Origin of the sequence: Citrobacter braakii (assembly GCF_002075345.1) — a bacterium.
GTDB lineage: Bacteria > Pseudomonadota > Gammaproteobacteria > Enterobacterales > Enterobacteriaceae > Citrobacter > Citrobacter braakii.
Window position 1 is genome coordinate 79,069 of sequence record NZ_NAEW01000016.1, and the last position, 14,397, is coordinate 93,465.

At 49.8% G+C, this 14,397-nt stretch carries 13 protein-coding genes and 1 pseudogene; 5 read left to right on the plus strand and 9 right to left on the minus strand.

Annotated elements, in window-relative coordinates; all coding sequences use genetic code 11:
* Window positions 1-71: 71 nt before the first annotated feature.
* Complete coding sequence (gene prpB, locus BZK42_RS22600; RefSeq protein ID WP_016155797.1) at window positions 72-953, minus strand: methylisocitrate lyase; 882 nt, start codon at window positions 951-953, stop codon at window positions 72-74.
* Between the two features lie 251 nt (window positions 954-1,204).
* Here prpB and prpR point away from each other — a divergent pair, with 251 nt between their 5' ends.
* On the plus strand, window positions 1,205-2,815 hold the full coding sequence (prpR, locus tag BZK42_RS22605; protein ID WP_046275626.1) for a propionate catabolism operon regulatory protein PrpR: 1,611 nt from the start codon (window positions 1,205-1,207) through the stop codon (window positions 2,813-2,815).
* A gap of 32 nt (window positions 2,816-2,847) precedes the next feature.
* Here prpR and yahO read toward each other — a convergent pair whose 3' ends face one another.
* Window positions 2,848-3,123, minus strand: a complete 276-nt coding sequence (yahO, locus tag BZK42_RS22610) for a DUF1471 family periplasmic protein YahO (protein WP_016151944.1) — start codon at window positions 3,121-3,123, stop codon at window positions 2,848-2,850.
* 273 nt (window positions 3,124-3,396) lie between these two features.
* Between yahO and BZK42_RS22615 the strand changes: the two genes are divergently transcribed.
* The 4 genes from BZK42_RS22615 to BZK42_RS22630 all read left to right on the plus strand — a co-directional run bounded on the left by BZK42_RS22615 (window position 3,397) and on the right by BZK42_RS22630 (window position 7,504).
* The gene (locus BZK42_RS22615; RefSeq protein ID WP_016151943.1) at window positions 3,397-4,029 is read left to right on the plus strand and encodes a LysE family transporter; all 633 of its coding nucleotides are present in this window, start codon (window positions 3,397-3,399) and stop codon (window positions 4,027-4,029) included.
* A gap of 79 nt (window positions 4,030-4,108) precedes the next feature.
* Window positions 4,109-5,497 carry a diguanylate cyclase gene (locus tag BZK42_RS22620; RefSeq protein ID WP_080860329.1) on the plus strand — a complete coding sequence of 463 codons (1,389 nt, stop codon included), beginning with the start codon at window positions 4,109-4,111 and terminating at the stop codon, window positions 5,495-5,497.
* Between the two features lie 219 nt (window positions 5,498-5,716).
* On the plus strand, window positions 5,717-6,811 hold the full coding sequence (locus BZK42_RS22625) for a 4Fe-4S binding protein (RefSeq protein WP_032931024.1): 1,095 nt from the start codon (window positions 5,717-5,719) through the stop codon (window positions 6,809-6,811).
* 183 nt (window positions 6,812-6,994) lie between these two features.
* Window positions 6,995-7,504, plus strand: coding sequence for a hypothetical protein (locus BZK42_RS22630; protein WP_223307927.1), 510 nt, complete (start codon window positions 6,995-6,997; stop codon window positions 7,502-7,504).
* A gap of 106 nt (window positions 7,505-7,610) precedes the next feature.
* Here BZK42_RS22630 and foxA read toward each other — a convergent pair whose 3' ends face one another.
* From foxA to BZK42_RS22660, 7 genes and pseudogenes are all read right to left on the minus strand, one after another.
* Window positions 7,611-9,719 carry a ferrioxamine B receptor FoxA gene (foxA, locus tag BZK42_RS22635; RefSeq protein ID WP_088583119.1) on the minus strand — a complete coding sequence of 703 codons (2,109 nt, stop codon included), beginning with the start codon at window positions 9,717-9,719 and terminating at the stop codon, window positions 7,611-7,613.
* A 121-nt stretch (window positions 9,720-9,840) separates the two neighbouring features.
* Window positions 9,841-10,824, minus strand: coding sequence for a helix-turn-helix transcriptional regulator (locus BZK42_RS22640; RefSeq protein WP_032931274.1), 984 nt, complete (start codon window positions 10,822-10,824; stop codon window positions 9,841-9,843).
* A gap of 286 nt (window positions 10,825-11,110) precedes the next feature.
* Window positions 11,111-11,911: a methyl-accepting chemotaxis protein gene (locus BZK42_RS29845; RefSeq protein WP_437124554.1), complete on the minus strand. Its 801-nt coding sequence runs from the start codon at window positions 11,909-11,911 to the stop codon at window positions 11,111-11,113.
* Window positions 11,903-12,679: pseudogene (locus tag BZK42_RS29850) on the minus strand (HAMP domain-containing protein); the annotation flags it as partial. The gene BZK42_RS29845 and the pseudogene BZK42_RS29850, both read right to left, overlap by 9 nt.
* Before the next feature lie 208 nt (window positions 12,680-12,887).
* A complete protein-coding gene (locus BZK42_RS22650; RefSeq protein WP_016151936.1) occupies window positions 12,888-13,127 on the minus strand; it encodes a hypothetical protein in 240 nt (79 codons plus the stop codon).
* 91 nt (window positions 13,128-13,218) lie between these two features.
* Window positions 13,219-13,854, minus strand: a complete 636-nt coding sequence (locus BZK42_RS22655) for a DUF2913 family protein (RefSeq protein WP_016151935.1) — start codon at window positions 13,852-13,854, stop codon at window positions 13,219-13,221.
* 448 nt (window positions 13,855-14,302) lie between these two features.
* Window positions 14,303-14,397, minus strand: a 95-nt coding sequence (locus BZK42_RS22660; RefSeq protein WP_046275486.1) for an IS3 family transposase, incomplete at its 5' end; no start/stop codon positions are given.

Consider the following 14,397-nt stretch of genomic DNA (forward strand, 5'->3'; position numbering starts at 1 on the left):
GTCATTTTTATAATATGTAGGGTACAAATTTATTGCCGGATGGCGGCTACGCCTTATCCGGCCTACGACGGTTACTTCTTGGTGTACAACGCGTCGAGTTTCTCTTCGAACTGGTAGTAATTGATGCTTTCGTACAGCTCGTTGCGCGTCTGCATAATGTCGATAACGCTCTTTTGCGTTCCTTCCTGGCGCAGCACGTTGTAAACCTTTTCCGCAGCGCGGTTCATGGCGCGGAAGGCCGACAGCGGATATAGCGCCATCGCGACGTTCGCGCTGCGCAGTTCATCAGTGGTGAACAGTGGCGTAGCGCCAAATTCGGTAATGTTGGCGAGGATCGGCACCTGTACCGCATCGGCAAACTGACGGTACATGGCAAGCTCGGTAATGGCTTCCGGGAACAACATATCCGCGCCTGCTTCGACGTACGCCTGGGCACGTTCGATGGCGGCCTCTAACCCTTCCACCGCCAAGGCATCGGTCCGTGCCATGATCACAAAGTTGGGATCGGTACGCGCATCCACGGCGGCGCGGATCCTGTCGACCATCTCTTCTTTCGAGACGATCGCCTTGTTCGGGCGATGACCGCAGCGTTTGGCGCCGATCTGATCTTCAATATGCAGCGCGGCGGCACCGGCTTTGGAAATTGACTTCACGGTCCGCGCCACGTTGAAAGCTGACGATCCAAAACCGATATCCGCATCCACCAGCAATGGCAGCGGGCAAACATCAGTAATGCGGCGAATATCGGTTAGCACATCATCAAGGGTAGAAATACCGAGATCCGGCAGACCCAGAGACCCAGCCGCGACGCCGCCGCCGGAGAGATAAATCGCCTGATATCCGGCGCGTTGAGCCAGCAGAGCGTGGTTGGCGTTGATGGTGCCAACGATTTGTAATGGGTTTTCTTTGCTGAGCGCGGCGCGAAACGCCTGCCCTGGGGAGTGTAGAGACATATCCCGTCCTTTGTTATCAACTTGTTATCGTTCGTTGATTTATTTAAAGCAAGGGGTATGCCAAAGACCTTAATTTTTAATTATTTTATATATTTACCTTTAAAAACAATATATTAAATTAAATCCTTGTATCTTTGTTGCACAAAAGCGTGTCAGCTATCGTTTCATGAAACGTTCCTTCACGTTTCATTGCAACATTCATGAAACACAACTAAACCCTAATACTCGGTGCCTTACTTTTTAGGATGGTTATGGCTGATACGCATCTTCCGCCGCGGGTGAACGACGACAAACCGGTTATCTGGACCGTTTCGGTCACGCGCCTGTTCGAACTGTTTCGCGACATCAGCCTGGAGTTCGACCACCTGGCAACCATCACCCCTATTCAGCTTGGTTTTGAAAAAGCGGTGACGTATATCCGCAAGAAGTTAGCCACCGAGCGTTGTGATGCCATCATTGCCGCGGGTTCCAACGGGGCGTATCTGAAAAGCCGTTTATCGATTCCGGTGATCCTGATTAAACCCAGCGGGTTTGACGTGCTACAGGCGCTGGCCAAAGCGGGAAAGCTCACCTCGTCGATTGGCGTCATTACCTATCAGGAAACCCTCCCCGCGCTGCTCGCTTTTCAAAAAACCTTCAATTTGCAGCTTGAACAACGCAGCTATATCACGGAAGAAGATGCCCGTGGGCAAATCAACGAACTGAAAGCCAGCGGCACGCAGGCGGTCGTCGGCGCGGGGTTGATTACCGACCTGGCTGAAGAAGCAGGCATGACCGGCATCTTTATCTATTCGGCGGCCACCGTGCGCCAGGCCTTTGTCGATGCGCTCGATATGACTCGTCTGACGCTGCGCAGAAACGGTCCGTACGTTTCCGGCGATACGCTGCGCACCCGCTATGCGCTGGGGGATATGCGCGGTCACTCGGCACAGATGGAACAGGTGCGGCACACCATTATGCTTTATGCCCGTTCGCGTGCACCGGTGCTGATTCAGGGCGAAACAGGCACGGGCAAAGAGCTGGCGGCGCAGGCAATTCATCGTGAGTTTTTCACCCGTCAGGAGAACCGGCGCGGTAAACCTTCGCCGCCGTTTGTTGCCGTCAACTGCGGGGCAATCACCGAATCATTACTGGAAGCGGAACTGTTCGGCTATGAGGATGGCGCCTTTACCGGCTCCCGTCGGGGAGGACGCGCGGGCCTGTTTGAAATCGCCCACGGCGGAACGCTGTTTCTTGATGAGATAGGCGAAATGCCGCTGCCGTTACAAACCCGACTGTTGCGCGTACTGGAAGAAAAAGAGGTCACCCGGGTAGGTGGACATCAGCCGATTCCGGTCGATGTACGGGTGATTAGCGCCACCCACTGTCATCTGGAGCAGGAGATAAAACAGGGAGAATTTCGCACCGATCTGTTTTATCGCCTGAGTATTTTGCGCCTCACGCTACCGCCGCTACGCGAGCGATTGCCCGATATCCTGCCGCTGGCGGAAGGCTTTTTAAAACAGTCGCTGGCGGAACTGGAGGTGCCGTTTTCTGAACCTGTGCGCAAGGGGCTGGGTCTGAGTCAACCGACGTTACTGAATTATGGCTGGCCTGGGAATATCCGTGAACTGCGTAATATGATGGAGCGCCTGGCGCTGTTTTTAAGCGTCGAGCCGCAGCCGGAGCTGAACGTACAATTCCTGCAGCAGCTGTTACCGGAACTGGCCGTTGCTGCTGACGCGCCGCAGGTATCCTCATCGCTCACGCCACAGCAGGTGCTGGCGCAATTCAATGGCGATAAAACCGCGGCTGCACGATATCTCGGGGTAAGCCGAACCACCTTCTGGCGCAGATTAAAAGAAAACCCGCCGATACAATGACCGGCGGGTATCGTGATTTTTACAGTAGCGTATTATTTTTTCTTGTAGATATTGGCTGTGCCATGGATTTTATTATCCGTTTGACCGGAGGTTAATACCACCACATCGGCCCCTTTCTCTTCTGCTTTCTTCAGCAGCTCTTCTTTAGCGTCTGAGACAGAAACTTCATTACTCGTTGAGATATCACCGATTTTTGTGTACTGCGACTCAACCTTTTCAAATTCAAGTTTTGTCATAAATTCCGCGGCATATGCGTTGGTCACGACAAAAGCTAATGCACCAATAAGTACTTTAATTCCAGTTTTCATAGACCAGCTCCAGGTTTTGTTATTACGCCATCATCGATCCCTGAACATTACATAACGCGATTCAAGGATGATTAATAACTAGTCCAGCCTGGATAAAAAATCCACATTCAGCAGGAATATATAGAGATTTTGCGGCGCAGAAAAAACCGGTCACCGGGTAGCAGCGCGTCAACCTGTTCAAAGTTTCAATAGCCAGTGTGAGTTGATCCTCAGAACAGACAGCGCACTGAAATTATAGTGTTAACTTTATGAGAATCTGAGGAATTGTTGTCTATGGAACCTCTGCACGCCGTCGTACTCACCGTCAGCCTGTTTGTTTTAACTTTTTTTAACCCCGGCGCGAACCTGTTTGTGGTGGTGCAAACCAGCCTGGCGTCAGGGCGACGCGCGGGCGTGATAACCGGTCTGGGCGTCGCCTTAGGCGATGCGTTCTACTCCGGCCTCGGGCTCTTTGGCATGGCGACGCTTATCACTCAGTGTGAGGAGATTTTTTCGTTGATTAAGATTGTCGGCGGCGCCTATCTGCTGTGGTTCGCCTGGAACAGCATCCGGCATCAGGCGACACCGCAAATGCCAACGCTACAGCAGCCGCTTTCCGCCCCCTGGTATGTGTTTTTCCGCCGTGGGTTATTAACGGATTTATCTAATCCGCAAACCGTGCTGTTTTTTATTAGTATCTTCTCGGTCACCTTAAGCGCAGACACGCCAACGTGGGCCAGGTTGATGGCCTGGGCAGGCATTGTGTTGTCTTCCGTTATCTGGCGTATTTTTCTCAGCCAGGCGTTTTCGTTGCCCGCCGTGCGCCGTGCGTATGGCCGAATCCAACGGGTTGCCAGCCGGGTGATTGGCGCCATTATTGGTGTCTTCGCGCTCAGGCTTATTTATGAAGGTATTAGCCATCGATAAGAGAGTTTAACTTGACCATCGTGAGGTAATTGTCCGTAATACCGCCTGAATTTTTAATCGCACGTTGAGTGGCAGTAAGATGGAACAGGTTGAACCGGTAAACGACACATTACTCCTTACAGAATGGCAGGCGCTGTTACGTCAAACATCGCCTGAAGTTCACACGCTCCTGACATCGTTAAGCGATGAAGAGATCCGCCATTTAGTAACCGTTTTTTATGACTATATGCTCTCCCATGCGGAGAGCGCATTGTTCCTCAATACAGAACAGGTCAGTACCCGCCTCAGCGGCAGCATGTTTGACTGGCTGCGCAGCGTACTTGGCAGCGCCCACGAAGATCTCTCACAACTGCTGGCCAAACAGCGCAAAATTGGTGTGGTGCATGCCCGTATCGGCCTGCCCATCGATCTGGTTAACCGCGGCGCGCGCAAGCTGAAAGATGAGCTGTACAGAGTGTTAAAAACAAAGGCAGATTCCACTCCCGCCCTGCTGAGCGATGCTATCTGTTTCAGCAGTCTGGCAATGGATACTGCGCTGGAGGCCATGACGGTCTCCTATTCCCCCAGTTTTCAAAACTCTATGCACACGCAGGAGCAGTACCGTCTACAGACTATTTACGATGACGTTAACGTCGAGCGCGAGCGGCAAATCCGTTCGTTTACCGACTGGGAAAACCAGTTTATCTATAACATCGCCACCGGAATGCCTTTCGGTGAGATAGTGTTTCTGGCAAATTCTGACTTCGGTATGTGGTTATCACATAAGGGAAAACATATCCTCGGCAACAGCAATCTGCTGAATAAGATGGAATCACTGATTGCAGAGATCGACAGTCGTCTGACAACAACCCTGTCGCATCAGCATCAGCCGACAGAACCCGAGCGGATGAGCTTATTGCAGGATGTACGCCAGCTATCGGCAAAAATCCATTTCCTGCTCGCCTCAATGTTCGACGCGCTGGTTAAGCAGGAAAATGGTAAAGATTCGCTGACCCAGTTGCTTAATCGCCGCTTTATTCCGACCATCATGCGGCGCGAGATCTCGCTGGCGTTACATACGCGTAAGCCTTTTACCCTGGCGATGCTGGATATCGACTACTTCAAGCAAATTAACGATAACTTCGGGCATAATACTGGCGATCTGACGCTCAAAAACGTCGCGGCGGTCATTTACGATCATATCCGCAGCAGCGATTACGTGTTCCGCTACGGTGGCGAAGAATTTATGATTCTGCTCGTCGAGTCAGATGAAACACAGGCCAGTATTATTCTGGAAACGCTGCGTATGAAAATTGCCGAGATGCGCATGGCAGCCTCAGCGACAGAAACGTTTTCTATTACCGTCAGTATTGGTATTGCCGAATATGACTATCATCCCGACTATAAACAGTTGGTTGATAAAGCCGATCGCGCACTTTATCTGGCGAAAAGTAATGGCCGCGACCGCGTTGAGGTTTATCAGGAATAATCGTTGCCCAGCAGAGAAATAAATACCCCGTTCAGGGTATTTATCTGACCTGTGATAAATATCGGGCTGTTATTATTTTTCAGGCATATTGGCATGAAGAAAATAACAGCCGCGTAATAAGATGCAAATCAAATACACCAAATCTGAATAGCGCTAGCATATCCCGGTGATGACGCCTTCTGAATGCAGAAGGGGAAATATGAGGGATACTATAAAACCATGAACGGGAAGATGAGAACGCGCTGGCAGCGCCGCCCAGGCACGACCGGGGGCAAACTGCCGTGGAATGACTGGCGCAACGCCAGCAGCTGGCGAAAAGCCACCCAGTTTCTCCTGCTGGCTATCAATATTTATATTGGCGTGGCGTTCTGGTATTGGGTCCGCTATTTCGAAACCGCCGGCACCAGCGTTTATATTCCAAGGCCCGGCGGTATTGAGGGATGGCTGCCGATAGCGGGTTTGATGAATTTCCGCTATACGCTAGAGACCGGTTTTCTTCCGCCTATCCATGCCGCCTCAATGCTGCTGTTAGTTGCGTTTATCCTGATTAGCCTGTTGTTAAAAAAAGCTTTCTGTTCATGGTTATGCCCGGTGGGGACGCTTTCCGAACTGCTCGGTAATCTGGGGAGAAAATTATTCGGTCGTAACTTTACGCTGCCGCGCTGGCTGGATATCCCGCTGCTCAGCCTGAAGTATCTGCTGCTGGGGTTTTTCTTGTATATCGCCCTGTCGATGCCCGCCCAGGGGATTCAGTACTTTCTGACGTCAGCCTATGGAATCATCATCGATGTGAAGATGCTCGATTTCTTTCGCCATATTGGCTCCGCCACGCTCATCTCCGTGGTGGTTATCAGCCTCCTGAGCCTGTTTATTCGCAACGCCTGGTGTCGTTATCTGTGCCCTTACGGCGCACTGCTTGGTCTGTTCTCGCTGTTCTCGCCGTTTAAAATCCGCCGCAACGCCGACAGTTGCATTGATTGCGGGAAATGCGCGAAAAATTGCCCATCGAAAATCCCGGTCGACAGACTGATTCAGGTGCGTACTGTGGAATGCACTGGCTGCATGACCTGTGTTGAATCCTGCCCGGTGGCTTCAACATTGAGCTTTTCCCTGCAGACACCGCCGGGTGCAAAAGGCAGCGGTAAAGCGTTATGGCGACAAACGGCACTGTCGGGTGTTGCCATGACAATACTGGTGCTGGGGATTCTGTTTGCCACTATTGGTTACGCGGTATATGCCAATGTCTGGGATACGCCGGTACCGGACCACCTGTATTTCCAGTTGATCCCGAAAGCAAAAATGATCGGCCATTAATGCTTTACCAGTATGTTCAAAACCCCTGCCAATTCTGGCAGGGTTTCCTGCCTGTAACGCCATTTTAAGACTATTGAACTTGTGTCATCGTGTCCCCGTTTATACAACCTTAAATATCACCCGTAATCATTTTTTTATTATGTTATGGGCGACTGGGACCACAATAATGAACGGGATAACATCATGACTAAAATAAAACTGGCGCTGCTTTTACCTCTGTTTCTGGCGGGTTGTACGGTGAGCGATGGAGAATTAAGAAACGCTTACGCTCAGCGTTATCAGCAGCCCGCCGCTTATGTCGATATCTATAAACAGAAAATAGCAGGCATGGATATTAATGCGCTGGCCCAATATGCCGCAGCAGAAGATAAGAAAAAAATGCGTGGGCAACCAAGACTGAAAATCGACGAATTCATTACCATTGAAAATGTGCAGGCGAAAGGAAACCGGGTGGTCTACGATTACTCGCTGTCCGAGAGCTGGCTGGCGCTGTCCGCAGATAAACAGCGTGAAAAGCAGACCAATATGAATAAAGACCTGATCTACCGTACCTGCTCGCTGGAAACGGTACGTCTGGCGCAGGCGAAAGGGTTGGAAGAAGAGCATAACTATTACAGCCAGTACCCAGACAAAGTCGCCTTTACCCTGAGAACCAGCGCGCAGATTTGTATGCAAAACGGTTTTACGCAATAACCGCAATCCCCCAGCCTGATGGCGCTGCGCTTATCAGGCCTACAATTTGCACGCAACTGTAGGCTTGATAAGGCGCCAGCGCCGCCATCCGGCTAAAAAACGATACTCAGAACTTCCATGAAACGCTGCCGACAATGCTGCGCTCGGCGCCGAAGTAGCAGTATGAGAGCGAATTACAAGCCGCAACGTAGCGCTTGTCGGTCAGGTTGTTGACGTTCAACTGAGCGCTCAACCCTTTAATACCGATATTCGTTAAGTCGTAGCCAATTGCCATATCCACCAGCGTGTAGGACGGCAGAGTGTGAGTATTCAGGCGATCGCTGGCAATACCGTTGACATAACGCACGCCTGAGCCCAGCGTCAGGCCATCCAGCGGACCGCTTTTCACATCGTAGCTCAGCCAGGTACTGGCCTGGTTACGCGGCGCGTACACTGCACGCTTACCCTGCTCTTCCGGGCTGCTTTTCTTATAGCGAATGTCGGTATAGGTATACGCCGCCTGCAGACGGAAGCTCTCCGTCAGTTGGCTAATGGCCTCCAGCTCTACCCCTTCAGACTCAATTTCCCCAATCGAGCGGTACGGATCGGTCGGCTCTTCTTTGGTGGCGATATTCGTCTGATTGATACGGAATACCGACGCGCTGAACTGACTGTTGAGTCCTTCCGGCTCATATTTCAGCCCGGCTTCCCACTGCTTGCCTTTCATCGGATCCAGCAGATTGCCGTTCTCATCGGCAAAGCTGGTTGGCGTAAAGGCGGTGGAATAACTCACATACGGCGCAAAGCCGTTATCGAACAAATAGAGCAGCGCAGCACGGGTGCTGAAGTTGTTTTTGTCCAGATCGCTACGGGTATCGTTGATCTTATCAATGTTAGAAACGCTCACCTGATCGTAGCGACCGCCGAGCGTAATACGCCAGCGATCCCATGACATCTGATCCTGCAAATAGTAGCCTGTCTGGCGCAGCTTGTGCTTCTCACGCGCATACATGTTGATGTAATCAGGCTGCGCGCCATATACCGGGTTAAAGGCGTCAATCGGCGGGAATGCACCGTAGTAACCGGTGGTATTGTTGCTGCGATCCTGATAGTCGATCCCCACCAGCACACGGTGGTTGACCTGCCAGGTATCAAAGCTGCCGTCGAGTTGGTTATCCAGCGTAATCGCTGACATTTTTTCATCGGAGCCGGAGTAGCCGCGGTTAAGCTCGGTTTCATTCAGCCAGCCTGCCGCATACACCTGATTCAGCTCAACGTCGGTATGCAGGTAGCGCAGTTTTTGCCGCACCGACCAGCCGTTATCAAACAGGTGCTCAACGTTGTAGCCCACCATGTTTTCACGGCGATCGTATTTGTCGTAATCATCCTCGCCTTCGTAAAAGGTGTTGGAGATCTTTTGCCCGTAATGTGGAACCACGGTGCCGTCATACGGCAGACCGGAGTGGCTTCCGCCTTCCGGGTCACGGTGCAGATAAGCCATCAGATCCAGACGCGTCTGGTCGGTGATGCGCCAGGTCAGGCTGGGCATCAGCGCATAACGTTCTTCTTTCAATGGACCAAACTGCGAGTCTGCGTAACGCGTCATTCCACTCAGTCGTGCCGCCACGCGATCGTTATCATCCAGCGCCCCGGTGACGTCAAACGCCGCGCCGCGCTGGTTATTGTTGCCAGCAAACAGTTTCACTTCTCCGCCAGCATCAAACGACGGCTTACGTGATGTCAGCGCGACAATACCGCCCGGAGAAGAACGGCCATACAGTACGGAAGCCGGACCGCGTACCACTTCGATATCTTCGAGGAACCACGGATCAACCACCAGCGAGCTGTGTGAGTTGGTGTCCCCCATCATCTTCAGGCCATCGAGATAGACGTTGTCCAGGCTACCATCCGAGAAACCACGCAGCACAATATAGTCAAAGCGGTTGGAGGCACCAATCTGATTGCTGTACACCCCCGGCGTATAGCTTACGGCCTGGCGCACGCTGGTGGCGCCCTGCTCTTCAAACTGTTCACGGGTAATGATCGATACCGACTGAGGCGTTTCAAGATCCGGCGTGGCGAGCTTCGTGGCCCCGCTTTGCATTTGCGAGGTGACAACCACCGTATCGTTTTTTGTTGTTTCCTGCGCCAGCAGAGGAAAAGCCACGCTACCGGTCACCCATCCCACCAATAGCGCCAACCGAGTCTTCGCGAACATGAATATCTCCAAAGGCATGTCTAATTGTAAGTGAGAATTATTACCTTTTTGCTAACGGAGATAGCTATGCAGGATGCCAGGTTGCCTATGCGCAGTGCCAAATTGTTGGGAAGGCACGTGCGCAAAACGTAAAAATGGATTAGCAAAGTTTGAGCACATCGCCAGGCGAAAAGCCGTAACGACGCCGAAATGCGGTGGAGAAGTTGGTAGCATGTTGATAACCCGACATCCAGGCCGCCTGCTGTACGCTGTATCCTTCCAGTAAATAGCCGCGCGCGCGTTCCAGACGGCAATCACGCAGGTAGTCAAAGACGGAACAGCCATAGGCCGCACGGAACTTGCTGCGCAGGCTGCTGGGGCTCATCGCCGCGCGTTGGGCCAGGGCATTGAGGGTGTAGTCATTCTCGGGACTCTGCTCCAGCAGACGACGAACGACCTCCAGCCGCTGCTGTTCACCGCTTGCCGCAAGCCGCTTGCCACTCTCAACCTGACACACGCTGAGGCCATGGCCGAACAGTTGTAATATCAGCCCTTCCAGCATCAGTTGGCGAGAAACATGACCGATCGTGCTCCGCTGCGCATACTGCAGGCCGCTGAGTAAAAACCCCGGCACCTGCCAGATAAGCGTCGGCGTTTCGCATCTTTCCCACTCACGCATCAACGATTCGAGCAACCCCGTGCGCCACGCGCCGTCGGGATACAGACCGAGCGATAACGTGCGCAGTTTGCAGTCAGCATGATGGCGGGCACGCATCGTCTGATGCTCGCTCAGGCGTGAGCTAAACGCCATCCCGGAACGTACCACATGCTCCTGCCCGTTGAGCGTCAGGATGACGCAGCCTTCCAGAACCACCAGCATATACAGAGGACTGCTGTGACGGGAGGTGGTTTCGTAGGGTTGTAGCACCTGCACATCAGAGTGCGTGACACACATCCCGCAGGGGAGCGTCATCTCCTCAACCTCCCCCTGCAGAACGGGACTGCAAGACGACAAATCCGGCTTTTGCGCCAGCAGGGGAAAACGGTAATCGATCCCGTAACGCTCACCAAAATCCATAAACTCGCTGACGGAGAAGGTGCGGGCTACGCGTCTGGACGTATTCAGGGCGGTGGTGTTGTTCATGCTGTCTTCTGCACAGGAAATGGGATTAACGGTTGATAACTGAAGCAACATTACCATTACCTGTACAACACAACAATAATAATGAGAATTATTATCAACATGACGTATGCGATTTCATATCGCGCTGGAGAACGTCATTCCCGATATTCTTCTCGCGCAGCCCATCAGGCAACATTGACACCTGATGAGCTGCGGTCTGTGAGCCGTGTGCAGCTCAACCTTTCTCACTGTCATAAACGGGCACGTCAAACGCACCACGATACCCGCCGAGTTTGTACTCTACTTATTATGCTGAAGGCTGGTTTTCCTCCACCTGGAACACCGCCACAGCCTGGGATAGCATTGCTGACTGCTCTTCCACACTGCCTGTCGTGGCGGCTATCTCCTCAACCAGCGAGGCGTTTTGCTGAGTCACTTGCTCCATTTGCGTTACCGCAACCCGGATCTGTTCGATGCCGCGACTCTGTTCCCCCGAGGCTCCAGAGATATCTTCCATTAAGACATTAATGTTGCGTATTGCCTTCGCAATATCCGCCATCATGGCGCCACTGTTTTCGGCTATCTCTACCCCTTCCTTAACGCTAATTGCCGCTTTGGCAACCAGTTCACTGATTTCTTTCGCCGAGGAGGCGCTGCGCTGAGCAAGCGTTCGGACTTCACTCGCCACAACGGCAAACCCACGCCCGGACTCACCAGCGCGTGCGGCTTCCACCGCCGCGTTTAATGCCAGGATATTGGTTTGAAAAGCAATACTATCAATAACATTGGATATTTCGTTCACGCCTTGCGCATTACGGCTGATCAGGTGAATTTTCTCAACCATATCACTCATTAAACGCTCGCCACGCAATGCCATTTCCGTGCTTTCGCTGGTCATGAGGGATGCCTGATGTGACTTATCAGTATTATTTTTTGTTGTGACTGAAATCTGCTCCATACTGGCCGCCGTTTCAACGACTGCCGCAGCCTGCTGTTCCGTTCTGGTTGATAAATCGGAATTACCGGAAGCAATTTCCTGCATACCGATATTAATAGACTCAACGCCATCGCGAATAGTGCTGACAGTCTCCCGCAGACCTTTTTGCATATTATGCAAATTTAAGCACAGTACGCCGATTTCATTGTTACCCGATACCTTAACAGGATGGCTGAGATCGCCTTTACCAATCCGCGCAAAATGTTCAGAAACGATTTTTAAAGGCTGAATGATGGTCCGGTTCAACCAGAAATTACAGATAAAGAAGATAAGTACCGTAATGACCAGGATCACGGATACTTTCAGGATCGAGGTATTAAACTGAACGTGTGTTTGTGCAACGATCTTCTCACCAATCAGCATTGTTGATTTGTAATAATTCGTCACTTCGTTATCGAAATTTTTGCGAGCCGCGAGCAGTTCCGCATTAGCATTTTCTTGTGCATTAATAATACTGTTGCTGGAAAGCATCTGATTTAATGTATCAATAGACTTTTGCTCAGCGTTCATTTGTTGCTCAAAAGCCGTTCTGATGACTTTACCGATTTGCGGATCGTCAGCCGTCAATCCAGGAATACCCCAGAAAATATCGAACTGTTTTCTGGCATACGCCATCTGTTCTTGCATTTGATTCACTGTCTGTCGGGCATCGGTCGCATTATGTTGTTGAATATTATCACGAACGCTTCTGACTTTATAAACAGCCTCAACGACCTTATGCAGGGTATCCTGCTCCTTAATGATGTTATGTAGTAATAACGTATTTTTTTGATTTCCTTTGAGATCAACTAACTCAAATCCATTGGAAAAGAACTGCATGATGGTAAATAACAACAGCAATAATAACAGGCTGGTTTTAATTCTCATATTCTTTAACATTTAAACATCTCCATAACAATAAAAATCCTCTACGACTTAATTGTTATCGACACATCACGTAATACCTTAACCTGTAAAATGGTTAATTATTAGAAAGTTTCCGCATTCATTCTCAGGTAGTAAATTAGTTACTCAGGTGGACATACTGCGATAAACAGCAGCCCTCTAACATTGGCAAAAATAAGGCCAAAACTATTCAACATTAATATTATTTATGGATATAAACGGTAATGTCTTTCTGACTATCGACAGGCACCCGCACCCAGGACAACGAATCGACGGTGATCGGTGCCATTTCATTTTCTAAACGTAACAACGGCGTGCTGGCGTCTGGCACACCTGTACTTTCAGTTATCTCGAGAACGCCCCGAAAAGAAATGGACACACTGTCTGGAATATCAGACAACCTTATCCATTCGTTGGCAATCACTAACTTTCGAGTAAACATTCGCTGTCCTTGGCGCGTGGTTTCTATCCGATAAATTTACAAGTTGATCAATCTATTCTTTGCATTAACAGCACATTGTTCACATCGTCAGTTAAGCATTACTTACCAGAAGAAAATGGAAGTGATAAAACTCATTTGAAACGTGTTTTACAAATTCAGCCGGAAGGTTATGTTTAATGAACGTTAACTTTGCAAACTCAACATCGCCATATACCCGGATACAGAAGGGTTTGACAATCTCACCCTGCACGCCAAAACACGCCTGCAGCCGAGTGTCATCCATAAAAATAAAATTACCTTCTCTTACCTTAATCTTTTCATGCAGATCTCGCCATTTCTCTGGCGTAAGCAGAAAGCTTTCCCAGCCATTATTTCTCAACACCTCAATCGTATGAGTAAACTTAAAATAGTCGTTTTGCATCGATACATCGCCACTCGAAGTCGAGTATAGATATTCTATTTTAAATTTAAGTTGTGCATTGAGGCTTTTTTTCTTCCCTTCATCTATTAGCCATTGAAGTTCATTGATTACGTTCCTTGAGAAGAGCTTTCTTTTTTTAGCGATGGCCAGCCATTGCATAATAAAAAGATGCTCTGACATTTTAGAATGAATCTTACGGTCCCGTATTGCGATACCAATTGCTACCAATGCACTCCAGGTAAACGCTTCCAGGTCATCCTGATAATGGTGTCGTAACGTACTAACTTTTCCTGAATCCCTTACCACTTAAACCTGCCCAAATAAATCATTATTACATGTAAATCTTGCATTATTTCATTTTAAAAAATACTACAACTAAAAACATCAAAATATGATCCAGATTAATTAATCCCTATGTAATAAAATTGCAAACTTAACACATCACTCTTATTAATCATTGATGCCCGGATGGCTCAGCGATAAATAATAAGAATTATACGATAAAGATAAAAACTAATAATACTCACAGGTTATCAATTCCACCTACTGTTAAAAATATGATCATCATAAAACTTCAAAAATTGCTGATTAGAAGAAATATCCTGATAGTTTTGACCAGACACCCAAGACAAACACCCATTTCAACGCTAAACAGCCATTAAACATCCTAATGGAATCGCATTTTATCCTCCGCTGAGCGACAGACAGCCTCACAGCAGCAGTGGACTGACCCCATAAAGTTGGACAGTTCATATTAAGCGGCTTTCAGGGCCTGGGTTCGGTATTCTACCGGACTCAGGCCTTTTAATTTCAGGCTGATCCGCTCGTTGTTATAATAATGGATATAGT

What these genes read in the sequence shown, in the direction of transcription:
- prpB (WP_016155797.1), bottom strand. Translation starts at nt 953, where the DNA reads ATGTCTCTACACTCCCCAGGGCAGGCGTTTCGCGCCGCGCTCAGCAAA.
- prpR (WP_046275626.1), top strand. Translation starts at nt 1,205, where the DNA reads ATGGCTGATACGCATCTTCCGCCGCGGGTGAACGACGACAAACCGGTT.
- yahO (WP_016151944.1), bottom strand. Translation starts at nt 3,123, where the DNA reads ATGAAAACTGGAATTAAAGTACTTATTGGTGCATTAGCTTTTGTCGTG.
- BZK42_RS22615 (WP_016151943.1), top strand. Translation starts at nt 3,397, where the DNA reads ATGGAACCTCTGCACGCCGTCGTACTCACCGTCAGCCTGTTTGTTTTA.
- BZK42_RS22620 (WP_080860329.1), top strand. Translation starts at nt 4,109, where the DNA reads ATGGAACAGGTTGAACCGGTAAACGACACATTACTCCTTACAGAATGG.
- BZK42_RS22625 (WP_032931024.1), top strand. Translation starts at nt 5,717, where the DNA reads ATGAACGGGAAGATGAGAACGCGCTGGCAGCGCCGCCCAGGCACGACC.
- BZK42_RS22630 (WP_223307927.1), top strand. Translation starts at nt 6,995, where the DNA reads ATGACTAAAATAAAACTGGCGCTGCTTTTACCTCTGTTTCTGGCGGGT.
- foxA (WP_088583119.1), bottom strand. Translation starts at nt 9,719, where the DNA reads ATGCCTTTGGAGATATTCATGTTCGCGAAGACTCGGTTGGCGCTATTG.
- BZK42_RS22640 (WP_032931274.1), bottom strand. Translation starts at nt 10,824, where the DNA reads ATGAACAACACCACCGCCCTGAATACGTCCAGACGCGTAGCCCGCACC.
- BZK42_RS29845 (WP_437124554.1), bottom strand. Translation starts at nt 11,911, where the DNA reads ATGCAAAAAGGTCTGCGGGAGACTGTCAGCACTATTCGCGATGGCGTT.
- BZK42_RS22650 (WP_016151936.1), bottom strand. Translation starts at nt 13,127, where the DNA reads ATGTTTACTCGAAAGTTAGTGATTGCCAACGAATGGATAAGGTTGTCT.